The 13,082-nt window shown below is 54.2% G+C and carries 11 protein-coding genes; 4 read left to right on the top strand and 7 right to left on the bottom strand.

The features are described from left to right. Window positions 1-6: 6 nt before the first annotated feature. From ABIE32_RS16330 to ABIE32_RS16305, 6 genes are read right to left on the bottom strand one after another with little or no spacing between them, the layout of a single operon-like run. Window positions 7-522, bottom strand: coding sequence for a DUF6933 domain-containing protein (locus ABIE32_RS16330; protein ID WP_429017690.1), 516 nt, complete (start codon window positions 520-522; stop codon window positions 7-9). A 9-nt stretch (window positions 523-531) separates the two neighbouring features. Further along, a complete protein-coding gene (locus tag ABIE32_RS16325; protein WP_429017688.1) occupies window positions 532-2,229 on the bottom strand; it encodes an ATP-binding protein in 1,698 nt (565 codons plus the stop codon). Continuing rightward, a complete protein-coding gene (locus tag ABIE32_RS16320) occupies window positions 2,226-3,503 on the bottom strand; it encodes an SIR2 family protein (protein ID WP_429017687.1) in 1,278 nt (425 codons plus the stop codon). Before ABIE32_RS16320 ends, ABIE32_RS16325 begins: the two co-directional genes overlap by 4 nt. A gap of 9 nt (window positions 3,504-3,512) precedes the next feature. Beyond that, window positions 3,513-6,110 carry a DEAD/DEAH box helicase gene (locus tag ABIE32_RS16315; protein WP_429017685.1) on the bottom strand — a complete coding sequence of 866 codons (2,598 nt, stop codon included), beginning with the start codon at window positions 6,108-6,110 and terminating at the stop codon, window positions 3,513-3,515. Between the two features lie 28 nt (window positions 6,111-6,138). Next, window positions 6,139-8,259, bottom strand: a complete 2,121-nt coding sequence (locus ABIE32_RS16310; RefSeq protein ID WP_429017683.1) for a site-specific DNA-methyltransferase — start codon at window positions 8,257-8,259, stop codon at window positions 6,139-6,141. A gap of 57 nt (window positions 8,260-8,316) precedes the next feature. Beyond that, on the bottom strand, window positions 8,317-8,616 hold the full coding sequence (locus ABIE32_RS16305; protein WP_429017682.1) for a type II toxin-antitoxin system Phd/YefM family antitoxin: 300 nt from the start codon (window positions 8,614-8,616) through the stop codon (window positions 8,317-8,319). 297 nt (window positions 8,617-8,913) lie between these two features. Between ABIE32_RS16305 and ABIE32_RS16300 the strand changes: the two genes are divergently transcribed. The 3 genes from ABIE32_RS16300 (at window position 8,914) to ABIE32_RS16290 (ending at window position 11,320) form a co-directional block, all read left to right on the top strand. Beyond that, window positions 8,914-9,996 (top strand): hypothetical protein, encoded by a 1,083-nt coding sequence (locus ABIE32_RS16300; RefSeq protein ID WP_429017681.1) that lies wholly within the window; start codon window positions 8,914-8,916, stop codon window positions 9,994-9,996. Between the two features lie 170 nt (window positions 9,997-10,166). Then, a complete protein-coding gene (locus ABIE32_RS16295) occupies window positions 10,167-10,586 on the top strand; it encodes a type I restriction endonuclease subunit M (RefSeq protein ID WP_429017679.1) in 420 nt (139 codons plus the stop codon). A gap of 2 nt (window positions 10,587-10,588) precedes the next feature. After that, window positions 10,589-11,320, top strand: coding sequence for a hypothetical protein (locus tag ABIE32_RS16290; RefSeq protein ID WP_429017678.1), 732 nt, complete (start codon window positions 10,589-10,591; stop codon window positions 11,318-11,320). A gap of 27 nt (window positions 11,321-11,347) precedes the next feature. Here ABIE32_RS16290 and ABIE32_RS16285 read toward each other — a convergent pair whose 3' ends face one another. Further along, complete coding sequence (locus ABIE32_RS16285; RefSeq protein WP_429017676.1) at window positions 11,348-11,728, bottom strand: helix-turn-helix domain-containing protein; 381 nt, start codon at window positions 11,726-11,728, stop codon at window positions 11,348-11,350. A 118-nt stretch (window positions 11,729-11,846) separates the two neighbouring features. On the opposite strand from ABIE32_RS16285, the gene ABIE32_RS16280 reads away from it, so the two are divergent. Continuing rightward, the gene (locus tag ABIE32_RS16280; RefSeq protein ID WP_429017675.1) at window positions 11,847-12,881 is read left to right on the top strand and encodes a dienelactone hydrolase family protein; all 1,035 of its coding nucleotides are present in this window, start codon (window positions 11,847-11,849) and stop codon (window positions 12,879-12,881) included. The last annotated feature ends 201 nt before the right edge of the window (window positions 12,882-13,082 follow it).

Genomic DNA, 13,082 nt, shown 5'->3' with positions numbered 1-13,082 from the left:
TTTACCTCAAAAATGCGTGTGGTTTTGGTTCTTGTCCGTGATCCAGCGATGTAATTCACGGTCTGGAAAAGTCTCTCGCTTGTACAGTGGGCTACACGGCACGTGGGCAAGCTTCAAGGACAGTTCGAGAAGATCGGTAGTCTCCAAATACTCGCGGTAGCCCTCGGCCAAGTAGCTGAACTGGTTCATGATGCCCAGCACGCTACGGCTGCTGGTTTTGGCGTACTGCACTTCACCCATTGCCGCCACCTGAACGGCAACGAAACTGGCATCCACGTCGAGGGCATACAGCACTGCGGCAAGGTGCGCCGGAAACCGCTCTGCAAGACTGCTGGCAGGTGCCAACGGCACTAACACGGGCAACAGCGTTTCTTCGTGGACTAACAGGGCAAGTTGCGGCTTCCAGAACAAGGCGGTTGCATACCAGTTGCTCAGAATGCCGCCAGACACAGGAGTCGGATCAGTGACCAACGGCCTGATTCGATCAAGCAGCTTCTGGGTACAAAACAGCGCATATCCCACACTGATTCCTCACAGATGGACCCAATGTTTTTTGTATTGCGGCCCCTCTGACTGCGGAGTAGCCGAAGGAGGGATTATTTGAACAGGCAATGGCATGGGAGAATCAATACCAACAACTATTGCTTCGCCTTGACCTAGTGTTGGTAAAAATGCGGCGGCTGATGCATCCATATTTCCACATGCCTTTTCGACCACTTGCCTGTCCTTTTCGTTGATTAGCCGATGGACAATAAACATACCCATCTGGCTGAGTACGTCTTCTGGAATGTCTCTCGGTCTTTGGGTGGCCAACAGTGTGGTTAGTCCGTATTTGCGCCCCTCTTTGGCAATAAGTCCAAATGATTCTAGAGACACCCGACTGTACTCATCTCCCAAAGACTTATCTAAAAATTGATGAGCTTCGTCGAGTACCACTACGGTTGGGTTAGTACGAAAAGAACCAGTACGAGCCAACTTCAATAAGTACCGACCAATTGCGTTCGTTACCAATTCACGAGTGTTGTGTTCAAACGGCAAGTCTGCCATTGAAATTCTTAGAACTGAATCCTTCGATCCTAGAAAATCGTTTATTACTTGTGGTAATGCGGTCAAGCCATCTGGCTTAAATATGCATGCCATGAATGGAGACTTGAGGGTGGCTTCAATGCGTGCAATAAGACTGATGCAATAAGTCAACTCATTGCTAGCATCGCCCCACTTAGTGTGGTCTTTTCCAAAATTTGCTGATGGATAAACGCACTCTTCCTGAATTTGTCGTGCCAGTAACTGTATGTTGTAGGGGGCATTATCCGCATCAAGTGAGGTGGCATTTGCCGTCAAGGCATCCTCAATAGGTTTTTTGGATTGGTTAATTTTGGCAAGATAGCCGTTTGGCGCTAGAGCCTTGCAAAGATGGGCAAGTTTGAGGCTTCGCAATGCCTCACGCAGCTTCGGTGCTTGCGATGCCCCAGTCGGATTAAAAAGCACAAAAACATCGGACTCATTCAAATGATTAAATGGATAGCCGACGAACTCGCGGTCGTCATCGTCATTTTCTGGTTTGCCCCCCAAATGAACGTGCCTGACGCCATCCCTCAATGCTTTGAATTCGCCTGTCGCATCAAACAAAATGGCCTTTCCATTCAATCGAACTATCTCTTCGACAAGGCGCGCAACAGTCCAACTTTTGCCGCCGCCTGTTGTTCCTAAGACGGCACAGTGACGCCCAAAAAGTGCCTCAGGAGTGAGGGACACAGTTGTGTTTAATGAGTGAGGTAGAAAAGCTAGCCGGATACTTTGGCTTGCTTCTTGTACTTGCTCTACCGCATGCTTTATCAGCAGAGGATGTGCTGAAAATATATGCTGCGCGATGCGAGGATGCGCAGGGATTCCTCGAATAGCTTTTCCAGATGCCAGTTCGAGAGAAGTGAGTAGCTGAATCAGTCCTATAGGGTTGGCATCGTTGTTTTTGTGAGCAGTGGGTTCTACGGTCAATCTGTCTCGCTCAGGAAGCTTCACTTCCGTGATCCGTCCGACAATCGCGTGTTCTTCACTCTCGATCAGAACGAATTCGCCCACTTGCCCAGCAGGCATGCCGTAACCCGCATGATGACCTGACACAGGAGAGGCGGCATGAGGAAGATTAACTCTGACAGTGTTCGGGTCTACTTGGCAAACCGTGCCAATGTAACGAGCTGGGTCAAAAGGTGCAATTGGCAGACCGCTCACACTGAATCTCCCTCAATGACACGCATCCGCAGCATGTGCTTCTCAAGATCGGTTTCAGCAGCCATATCAGGTATTTCTCTGGCTACATCCTCAAATGTTCCATTAAGAAATGTCAACCTAGCATCACCTTGATCCATCAAACCCATGATTTTGGAAAGGTACGCATTTGTCCTGGCTGTACCTAAATTGACGGTTAGCTCATCGTCTTCATTCAAGTCATTTTTGTCGCCACCGTCCGCCACGTATTTGTGAGCATCAATACTTCTGACCAAGACCGGATCAACGATCACAACCTTGAGCCCAAGGTTTGAACGTATCGCAGACAGGATGGGTTCGGCGATATGGTTGTCATTGAATCCAAAGCCAACAATCAACAGACCCGTATTCGGCTCCCTCAATACAGCCTGTAATGCAGCCATCATTTCAAGATACGGTTGTGAAAAGGCTTGCTCATACTTGCTGCTGCGTGGATAGATGAGAAGCGGCTTGTCGGTGTTGTGCTTCTTTTCAATCTCGGCCTCAGTGCGCTCCCAATCTATGGAGCCATGCAGCTTGTACAGGTGGAAAACATTGGGTATGAATGCCGACGCATCACCATCCAAGCCGCGCCGAACTATGTCATAGGTGAAGTAGACAGGATCAAAAGTTGGCGGGAGCGTGGGTGAAAATCCATCAATCACAACGAATCGGCCAGCTTTTGCCGCGTGCTCAAAGCACAGGTCGTAATTTGTGGTGAAAATCTTTGCTCGACTCTTACCTGTGGAGCGGCGAGCAATGCGCTGAAGGAATGCGCTATGTACCGGCAGCGAGTCCGTGTTCACTAAAAAATTGACGGCCGTCCGAATTTCAGTTTCCGCCAACTGGATAAAGTCCTGAAGCTTCTTCAGTTCGCCATCGCGGAGAAAATTCTCAGCGATCTTACAAGCAGACAGTAATTCCTCGATGTTTTCGCTGCCTGCTGTATGGCGAACGCTTTCAAGAATTTCCTTCCACTTTTTTTCATCACCTGACGCATAGGCTGCCTTCACCCGTCCCCAGAGGTCGGACATTGTCGGAGCTTTTCTTTTTGGAGGTACTGAATCATCCGTCAGACAAAGCGAAGTCCCAAGACCTGACAACACAATTAAATTCTGACACCGGACAATTTCTGCCAGTGAGCGGTGAATTTGCTCCTTTGCTATGTCTCGGTCTGACTTCTTTTCATCAGAGGCCGTTGAGCTTATCGGCAATGGCATCAGCCACGATTTATTTGTGTATGCAGACCGGATTTTCATTTTCTCCCCTCAGTTGATGTAGTCGTCCGCAGCCCCGTCTTCATACAAGCCCTTTGCGCTATCCGCCTTATGAACGGCTTCTTGGATGCCTTCATCCTTCAAATTCAGTGCTCTTAGCTTGCCGTTGACTTCGGCTACCGAAACAATCCGTCGATAGGCTGCTGCATGGGTCTGCGCATACTCAGCCAAGCCTCTCAGCTTAGGCAAGGCGTCCGCCAGATGGATGCCGTGGGGATCGACAATATCGGCAACGACTTTGCCGTCCTGCTCCGAGAAGAAAACGAAGTCAGGGCGAACGATTTTGTATTCGTCATCCTCTTTGTAGGCCACGCCCAGCGATGACTGACCGGGCTGCTGTGGATTGCGATACCAAAAAAGAAAGCTGGGACGCTTGGACTCGGTTTCAACAACGGCTCGCTCCCAATCATTCAATTCCGCAGGGTACTTGCCATCTTTGTCGCACAAGAGATGCTTCTTCCAGGTGGGGAACGTGGACGAGTGGCCGTTCTCGACCGCCTTCGTTGCCTCATAGCGGGATTCTGGCTTGGCCAGATCGACGCTTTGGGGGGCGGTACTCATCTCAATGATTTGCCGATACGTCTCTTTGCGGTCGTCACTCAGTGTCTTGATTTGGGGAGAATAGGTCTCAAGGAGTGTCTTCGCCAATTCATCGGCCTTGGCGTCGAAATAAGGCCCGATTTCAGTCACCAACCCCATGCCCGCGACCGTTACCCGTGCTTCGGTGATGGCTTCAAGGTAGTCCTCGGGGTCGTCGTCGATGCTGGCGGTTTTCTGTGCCAGATGCTCAACGTAGGTTTTGGCAATGTCAGGGCTCAGCACGCGGGCGGCACGCCGGTAGGCATCATCAATGACGGCCACATCGGCATCTTCCCAAAACTCGTCAAAACTCTTTTCTTTGCCTTTCAAATCAGCCTTGACCGTCTTGCCGTCCACGGTCATCACTGCTTTGCGTTTGGCCTCAATCTTGTCTTGTTGGCTTGTGGCAAACGCATCCAGAGCTTCATGCAGCTTGCTGTGCGCTTGTCTGCCTGCGCCAGCCAGAATGCCGTCAGAGGCCAGTTCATGTGCCAGTGCAGTCAGGCGTTTGGCGGGCTTCGCGCCGCGCTGTGGGCGGGTCTGCGATGGCAGAGACTCAAACAGTTGCCATACTGCATAGGGCGCATCTGGGTTGGGCTTGACTTCCACGTAGTCAATCAAAATGCGGCCTGTGGGCGGCCCTGACTCGTCGCCCTTCATCAGCACGTCAACCACTTTTTCAACTGTCTTTTTGTTGAACTTGGGCAGCAAGCAGTCCACTGCGTTGAGCCGGTCGTTGCCGGGTATCCGACGCGCCAAAGGCGAGCGAACCATGCGCCCGAGCAATTGCGTGATGTGGGTTTCGTCACTGGCTGAACGGAATGAAACCATGACCTCAGCACGAGGGCAATCCCAGCCCGTACTGATGGCATCTTTGGCAATCAGTACCCGCACCCAATTGGACTCTTGCACCCGCTGCGGTTCGATGTAAGGCACATCGCGGTTGCCAAACCGCTGCGTGGTGTGATCGCCAAACACATGGGCTACGCTGGCGGCAGGCAACTCAGGGTAGCGTTCAAAAATGGTATCCAGCGCACGACCAATTTCGTTGGGGTCTGGTGTGTTGGGTACTTGCAGCACCATCAGCGGAATGACCACTCGGGCCTCTTCTTGCTGTTTGGCGTATTCAGCCCATGCAAATGTGGACTCTTTGAGCTTGTCCGTTGCCCGACGCACAAGCACGGTATCAAAGTCACCCGTTTCATCGGGAATGTCCAGCAAGATCGTGTCTTTGATGAGACCCGATTCCTGTACTTTTGCCGCATCGACCACAACATTGGGCAATCTGATGTGCTTGCCCGCTGACACGATGGCTTGGTTGAACCGCTCCACGGTGGCCGAGATACCCCAGACCACCGGAATGCCGGGCACCCCGCCGGAGCCGTTGATGAGACGCTGCACGATGGTGCTCTTGGAGTTTTCTGCGGCAGTGGTCTGCTTGCCCATGCCTCGGTGCGCTTCGTCCAGCACCAGATACAAGGTCAGTTCGGGGTCTTCAATCGTGTTCTGGATCGTGTCCCAGATGGTGAAGGCGCGCAAATCTGGCCGCGTCTCAGGGAGCAGGTCGCCACCCTTGGCTTGAAGTTCTGCCGGATCATGGCCGCGCACCAGCAGACTGTTCTTGCTCAGCTTTTGGGTGTTGAGGAAGTAAATCTTTCCCGCCTGAAACCGTGGCTGGTTGAACGTGTTTTCCACCACCACCATGTCAGAGTGGTTGATCCGGTCACTCGCCTCCATCAAGCGAAAGCGTGTTTGCTCATTGAGCGAAGGGTCATCACTGAACCAGATCACCACCGCGCCCGGGTCAGCGTCAAAGTCCAACTCATCGTCACCATGAAACAGGGCCTCAAAAGCTGCCGCTGCCATCACGGTTTTACCCGCGCCGGTAACGGCGGTCAGCGAAAACGCACTCTTGCGCGACTTGCGAAGCCAATCGTCACGGGCGTCTTTGAGATTGGCCAAGGCATCGCGTACTGCGTCGCGCTGGTAGTCTTTAAGGGTGAACTTCATGCTTGATTCCTCTTCTTATTCCCCACGCTCATTCCCCATTCGTGAAGCTGAAATTGGTCAGGTACGACTCATACAGTCGCACAGGCTCCACCTTGTTTGGTAGGCGCTTCGCTATCGCCTGAAACCGCCGATCATCATCGGTCACGATGTAGGCCACCCGCAGGCTGGGCGTTTTTTGCACGGCACGGATGAATGGCGTGGCTTGATCAACTTCGCTCAGCAATCCATAGGTATCTGCCAACGCCCAGCCAGTGGCAGGCAGCTTGTCGATGCGCTTGCCTTGAGAACCGGCCCTGAGCCAGAGGAGAGGGGCGATGCGGGCAAAGGCCAGATTGTGGTTGACCGCGTTGCGTGCTTCGTAGGTCAGCGTAAAGAACTCTGCATTGGCCTCAAACCCCTCAGCCATAGGGAATTCATCGGTGAACTTGTAATCGCCCTTGATCGGTTCACCGCTGGGGGCTTGGCCCGTGATCGCAGCAGCTACGCGGGGCTTAGTGATGTAGTCGCAAATACCGTGCTTCTCCCATTCGGCATCGCCGGGGCGTAAGCCTTGCTCGCGCAGTGCTTTTTGTTCGTCCGCTGCAACCTCGTTGTTGGTGACGGAGATGCACTGGCGGTGACCACCGTCTTGACGGTTGAGGCGCATCACAGCGTGGGCTGTGGTGCCGGAGCCAGAGAAGAAGTCGAGGATGATTGCGTTGGGCTTGCTTCCCACAAAAAATCTAAGTGAATCTTCGACGGCATACAGAGACTTAGGGAAGGGAAATCTTCGCTCGGGTATGACGGACTTCAGAACACCAGTGCCACCATGCTCTGCGCTGTGTGAGGTGAACTCCCACTGCGTCGTCACATGCTTCAAAGTCGCGTCAATATACTTTGCAACTACAGAACCGTCTTCACGTCGTTTCTCAATCACAGCCGTTCCGGCGTCTATTTCTTTTCTGGCTTTGTTTGGCAGATGCTGAATGATGTAAGCCTGCGGCTCATCCTTTTTGCCGTTCGCACGGATGAAACCCTTTGGCCACCAATTATCAAAAGCTGAATCCGTGTATTCCCAGTTCATTTCTGTGCCATCGGGGCGAACAGGAAATACAGCCACAGCCCCTTGAGGGGGGACAATGCTTTCGCGCAGGGTTTCAGGTGGCAAGGGGTCACCCCGCCCGACTATCGCTCCTGTCGTTGCATCGACAAAGATTGGAAAAAATTGATTTGGCCCGCAAGCACCTTTTCCTTTCCTGCCGCGGACAGAAGCGAGATTACGTCGGCGCATAGTCTCCCATCCAACTTCAGCGCCTACATCTGCATCATCAGGCATACCGCCTACTTTTGCCGATCCAAATCGCACGAAAAAAAGGAACTCGTTAGTTCGAGCAAAATCTCCGCTCCTACCCGTTCCTTTTGGATTGATAACGGAAGAAACCATTTCAATTTTGGCGTCCTCGTAAATTTGCTCAAGGAGCAGTCCAAGTCGTAGATATTCCTTCTCATCAATCGTGACGATCAACACCGAGTCCGCAGGATTGAGCAATTCCTTTGCCACCAACAAACGCCGCTCCATCATCGCCAACCATTTGCTGTGCCGATACTGGTCGTCACTTTCGACGTAATCGTTGTTGTATTTCCAGTCTTTTGCGCCCGTGTTGTAGGGTGGGTCAATGTAGATGGCATCCACCTTGCCACGGTGGGTATAGGTCAGTGCCTTGAGCACATGGTAGTTTTCGCCATTGATGACCGTGTGAAACGGTGCATCGCCACCACGTTCTACTTTTCCGGTGCTGGCCAAACCGGGATAAATGGTGTCGCGGAATTCGGCCACAACCACCAAGTCATCGAGCGCGACGGTCTGGATTTCCACTGCCTCAACGCCCATCAGTTCAAGGTCGGCATTTTTTTGTGCCTTGTGGATGGACTTGACTTGCCATAGGCGTTGATCGCCTTTCTTGACTGAGCCACGTGGAGGCAGGACGCGCACCTTGTCGCCCTTGCGGATGGGGCGCAGTGGCAGTTCCACCGCCTCGGGGCTGTGGCGCTCAAAGTTCAGACCGAAAGGCAGGCGCGTTGAAAGCGCCTTGAACTCACGTTCAAGGTCTGCGCCAAGCTGGGTGTCTTTGGCTTTGGCTTGCGCGATGAGGTCAGTGAGCCGTGACATGGCTTCCCTCCGTGCGCAGCAATGCCATTTGTTCTGAAATCATGGACATAAGGCTGCTCATTGCTTTCTTGTATGTTCGTTGGCTGACCGCACTTGTTCGACGATAGCGGCGATTTGCTCGTCGGAGATGGCCGGCTCAAGGTTTGTTCTCTGCGCCAGTACATCTAGCAGTTGCACCATCAACCGATCCACCTCACGGTAGCGGTACAGCCCCGCAGCCGATAGCAGAGCGGCGACTGGCTTGCCATGCTTTGCAATCACGACTTCGCCGCCGTCTCGCTCCACCTCGTCGATGGCTTTGGACAGGTTCTGCCGCACTTCATAGAAGGGCTTGATCTCATCGGTGCTAAAGCGCATGGTGGTCGGTGCTTGTGCGAAAGTTTGTGCAACTCATTCTACGGCTGATATTTCATACAGTATTTTGCTGTAACGCAGCAAAATCCAGCTTATTTGCACATATATTAGCACAAATTATGGTACAATGACTGAAAATTGACAGTTTCCAGCGTCTGCGGTGCCGTTTTCCGGTGCTTTTGCAGTCCGTTGGCGCGTGCCGCTGAAGCTCGACCGCGCTGTCTTCCATCACCCACAATTTGCCCCGGCTGATCCGTCCAGCCCTGCGCCTTCATTGGTCAGCGGGGCACGGAGAACCCCGTGCAAATCGAACCCACAGTGTCGCAAGCCTTTGCGACCCTTGAGACAGCCTTTCACACTGATTTTTTGAGCAGGCTGCCCAGCCGTCACAACCTGATGTACAGGCAGTTTCTGGAGCGCCAGTTCATGCTGCGCATCGGTACGTCCTTGGCAGCCCTGCCGGAGTCCGTTGATCGGCTGTGGATTGCGCATCTGCTCAGGCGCTACCTTAGGCGTGATTTGGGCTTGGATACATGCCCAGACTTGCCGACCGAATTGCCCCGATTCTTGTGGCCTCGTGGTTACGAGTTGCCACGTGTTGATGTGGTGGCCTTGTCTGAACAAATTGAGGCGCTGTGGGAACCAGCACCTGACCCGCCGTGCATTGCTGAACGCAACCTCTTTAAGCTAGAAACGCTGCTGCACTTGCGGCCTGCGGAAACCGCTCTGATCGAACTGGCGTATGCCGCCAGCCCGGATGGTTGGCCGCAGTCTGATTCAGACACATTTGAGCCTGACCAGAACGCGCTGCATGCTGTACTGATGTGCTTGAACTGGCGTGATCTGGCCGAACGTGACCATGTGTTTTCTGTGCTGTTGGGCGTGTCGCCCCAAGATGCGGCGGCGTTGTTAGCCAATCCGGCCACGTTGCTGGCACTGCATCTGATCGACAACACGGACTGGCATCGGGGCAATGGCGCATTCGCGTATGCGGTTGCCACCGAGAAGCTGTTCGCAGTTTTGGAAACGCAGTACCTGACGCACGCGGCCATGCTGGCAGACTTGCAATCACTGCCGTTTGACCGCTGCTTGGACCCTGATGACATGCCTGAAGGCATGCTCTATGAGTACATGCCGCCCTTGGTGGCCGATGCCTACATCGCGGCACGTCAATCCCGGCATCTGACAGTCGAGCAACTGGCTGCGCTGGTGCATTGGCAAACGGGTATGACAGTGACAGCCGAATCGGTGCAGGCGCTGGCATCACAACTTGACTTCGAGACTGTGTGCCGGGCGCTGGCGCAAGCCGTACTCGACTGTCGCCGAGCCGATGCGGTGGTCAAGCCACTGACGCTGCTCAAAGCTCTGTACGCAGCGGCGTAGCCAAGCCCGATACGGTCATAACTCATGACCGTATGACTTTCTGACTTTTCTTCTTGCCGTGCCCCGGTGATGCCGGTGCGTGAGGTGATCCGACCTGTGACTTCGGAGGCTTACTCACGTCCGTTATCAGGCAAGCACGGTGCGCATTTCAACCACTCTTGGAGAACACTATGAACCAAACCAGCAACACGCATTCCATCCCGTCCAACGATGGCAAACCAGAAGAATCATTCACCCCACGGTACACCCTCATCACCAATGCGGCGAAGTTTGGCCTCGGGCAAGTGGTTGCAACCCCTGCGGCGCTACGACTATTGGAAAAGCATCAAAGCAATCCGCTGATGCTGCTGAATCGGCACGTTCATGGCGATGGCGGCGACTTGTGTGCCGACGATGCCAAGCTCAATGAACAGGCGCTGGAGGACGGATCAAGGATTTTTTCGGTATACCGCTTGGTGTCCCCAGAAGTATTGGCAACCATCCCTCGCAACAAGCGCGACCGCCTACCAACTATCTGGATCATCACCGATGCAGCCAATGACGCTGGCGTGCGCTGTGTGACGACCCTGCTGCTGCCGGAGGACTATTGACGATGGCGGCCCGCAAAGAAGTCTCTCACAGCCCTAGCTTTCGATGGCAACGCACACACCCGGCTCTGATCGTTGGCCATGTGCTGACGGTCAAAGTCAAACGCGAAGAGCCGATGGGCGTGTGTTTTCGTCAGTCTGAAATCGACGGTGCCTGTTCGGTGCATTGCCTCGCCAGTGTATTGGTCATACTCAATCTGGCGAAAGCCGAGGCACTGACGCACATGGCACAACGCAAATACGGTGTCCCCGCCGATGTGTGGCGCGAATTCCATGATGTGTACTTTCAGGGCTGCATGGCCGACGACCTGGTGGAGCGTGTCAACCGGCTGGGCTTGCCGCTCAAACTGACCGCGCGTTTCAAAGGTGATGCCGATCTGGATCACTTCGCGGTACGTTCCCTGAGTCGTGGCGATCTGGTGATGCTGAGTTTTAGGAGTGTGCTCAACCGCAGGACGCACCACTGGGCGCTTGGCGTTGGCGTGGAGGGCACTCAAGTTGGGCGTGAGACTGCTGTCGATACTGTGCTGCTGATCGACCCCAGCGCCGACGAGCCGGTGTTTCGCGCATTCAATGCCCGTCTGCGCGTTCAAGTGCCGTCTGCTGCGCGTGGCTTGTTGAACGAGTCGCCATCCAAGCCCGTGCATTGGCTGTATGACTCACCGGAGTGGCCTGCTGAGGTCGTGCGGCTGACGGGCGCGGTGAGGTTCCAGCGTACCGACTTGAGCAGCGGCTGATCCGCGACGCTGACGGAATCTAGGCGGTCAGCGCAGCGGCATCTTGCGGCTGGGCGGTGGCGGCGCTTTTTCCAACACCGATTGGTTCTTGCGCCGTACTGGCCCACCCTGTGCAGTTGGCGCGATGGTGTCGGTGATCCCCTCGAACAACTCGGGCAGGGTGATCTTGAGCACATGGCAGATGGTGGCCAGCGCAAACAGCGAAGGGTTGGAGACGCCTCGCTCAATGCGCGAGACGTGACTGCGCTCCATTTCGGCCTCAAAGGCCAGATTCATCTGTGAGAGCTTGGCGGCATGCCGATGGCGTTTGACGCTCTGGCCCAAGGCCAGCGTCACGGAGTTCGGCAGGTCACGGGAAGAACCGTCAACACCCGGCTCGACGGCCTGTGTCTTGGGGTCTGTTCTCATGCCCCAAGGGTGCAGAACTGTGGCCTGTGAAGCGACGTAGTTAACTACTCAGTATGAGACACTATGAGGTGTATATGCCTATTTATTGGACAAGCTGTTTTGTCAAAAAGGAGAATCTATGAACTTCAGAAAACTGATCTTTGCGGCACTGTGCTGCACATTCATTGGTGGTGCCATTGCTCAATCGGAAAACTTGTCTGATGGACGTTCAGGTCGTATCGAATTTCAAAGCGCGAACGTCCCCGATATGTGGCAGTTCGCCCGCAAGAACACCAGCAACACCACGCAGCAAACCGTTTGGGGCGATTTACTGATGCCCAAGAAAGTTGATGGCAAAGTGCCCGCACTTGTCATCATGCACGGCAGCGCCGGAGTGGAGCCGTGGGCTTACGATTTGTGGGCTGCCAAGCTGAATCCGGCTGGGGTGGCGGTGTTCGTGGTGGACAGCTACAAGCCGCGAGGTGTGTCAGAGACGAACACCAATCAGTTGGGCGATCAGGTCACGATGCCGTCCCAAACCGCCGATGCACTGAACGCCTTGCGCGTGCTGGCAACACATCCCAAGATCGACAGCAATCGAATCTACGTCATAGGAATGAGCCGTGGAGGCAATCCGGCGTTCTATGCAGCGTGGCCGATGTACCAAGCGGCGGTCAACACGAATGGTGCCAAATTCGCTGGGCACATTCCGATGTACCCCGGCATGTGCAATATCCGATACCGTGCTGACTATGCGGAGAAAGCCTCAGCGCCGATTTTCTTTGCCTTGCCTGACCGCGAACGCGAGGACTATCAGGACGTGTCAATCTGCCAGCGGTACGCCAAAGAGCTTGCCGATGCAGGGAATACGGTCACGACCAAGGAATACAAGGGCGCTTACCACGCATGGGATGGCGGTGGGCGTCGGTTCCGATACGAACAAGCCCACAGCGCGAAGCCCTGCGATCTGGAGCTACAGATGACCACGGTTGCTGGTAGCGGACTTGGCAAGAACGCCCGCGACTTGAAGAAGAATCAAGAACTTAAAAACTACGACGAGTGGCACGCAGCGGTTCGGGGTTGTATGGCGCACGTCCGCGCTGCTGTGGGCGGCGATGCCGCGCAAAGCGATGCCGTGGTGGCGGACGTACTCAAATTCATGGGGGTGCAGTGAACAACCAAATACCGTCAAACTTGCTGTAAGCTCGGATGTAATAGGGTGTAGTTGGGTTTTTCTGGACTACGTGTTGATTTCCATCCAGAACTGACCCACTGGGGATGCGGATAAAAACTTGGACTGGTTTACGCCGCAAGTCCAAGGCTCGCCCGGTATTCGACAGGGCTGAGAGAGCCAAGGGATATCTTGATCCGCTTC

Origin of the sequence: Comamonas sp. 4034 (genome assembly GCF_050434545.1) — a bacterium.
GTDB classification, from domain to species: domain Bacteria; phylum Pseudomonadota; class Gammaproteobacteria; order Burkholderiales; family Burkholderiaceae_C; genus Comamonas; species Comamonas odontotermitis.
Note: the sequence above shows the minus strand (reverse complement) of the source record. Positions and strands in the feature narration are given on the sequence as shown.

What these genes read in the sequence shown, in the direction of transcription:
- ABIE32_RS16320 (WP_429017687.1), bottom strand. Translation starts at nt 3,503, where the DNA reads ATGAAAATCCGGTCTGCATACACAAATAAATCGTGGCTGATGCCATTG.
- ABIE32_RS16285 (WP_429017676.1), bottom strand. Translation starts at nt 11,728, where the DNA reads ATGAGAACAGACCCCAAGACACAGGCCGTCGAGCCGGGTGTTGACGGT.
- ABIE32_RS16280 (WP_429017675.1), top strand. Translation starts at nt 11,847, where the DNA reads ATGAACTTCAGAAAACTGATCTTTGCGGCACTGTGCTGCACATTCATT.
- ABIE32_RS16315 (WP_429017685.1), bottom strand. Translation starts at nt 6,110, where the DNA reads ATGAAGTTCACCCTTAAAGACTACCAGCGCGACGCAGTACGCGATGCC.
- ABIE32_RS16310 (WP_429017683.1), bottom strand. Translation starts at nt 8,259, where the DNA reads ATGTCACGGCTCACTGACCTCATCGCGCAAGCCAAAGCCAAAGACACC.
- ABIE32_RS16290 (WP_429017678.1), top strand. Translation starts at nt 10,589, where the DNA reads ATGGCGGCCCGCAAAGAAGTCTCTCACAGCCCTAGCTTTCGATGGCAA.
- ABIE32_RS16305 (WP_429017682.1), bottom strand. Translation starts at nt 8,616, where the DNA reads ATGCGCTTTAGCACCGATGAGATCAAGCCCTTCTATGAAGTGCGGCAG.
- ABIE32_RS16295 (WP_429017679.1), top strand. Translation starts at nt 10,167, where the DNA reads ATGAACCAAACCAGCAACACGCATTCCATCCCGTCCAACGATGGCAAA.